The sequence below is a fragment of the Flavobacterium sp. GNP008 genome, from assembly GCF_056428965.1.
This window is the reverse complement of the sequence record NZ_JBWJVL010000045.1, coordinates 1-254: the sequence shown is the minus strand read 5'-3', so window position 1 is coordinate 254 and position 254 is coordinate 1. Positions and strand designations below refer to the sequence as shown.

The window sequence follows — 254 nt, the reverse complement described above, 5'->3', positions numbered from 1 at the left end:
ACAAAGCCAAGCAAAACAACAGGGACAACCAGAAAAAGGTTTAGAAGAACAAGCCTGGCAAATGATGGTGCAGTCTAAATTAATTGCACAGCAGTTTGACAAAATGGGACTTCATCTAACCGATGATATGTTTTGGACCCAACTACAATTCGATCCAGTTTTTGCTAAAAATAAAGATAATTTTGATGAGAAAGGAAACTTCAAAACGCAGGAAATCAAAAAACAGATTGAAGATCTACAAACTAGCGGTAATG

Annotated in this window: 1 protein-coding gene; it reads left to right on the top strand. The window is 36.2% G+C overall.

The genetic code is table 11. The annotated features are described in order from the left end of the window. The coding region (locus AC0608_RS13825; RefSeq protein ID WP_478289481.1) for a SurA N-terminal domain-containing protein at positions 1-254 on the top strand (254 nt) is incomplete at both ends.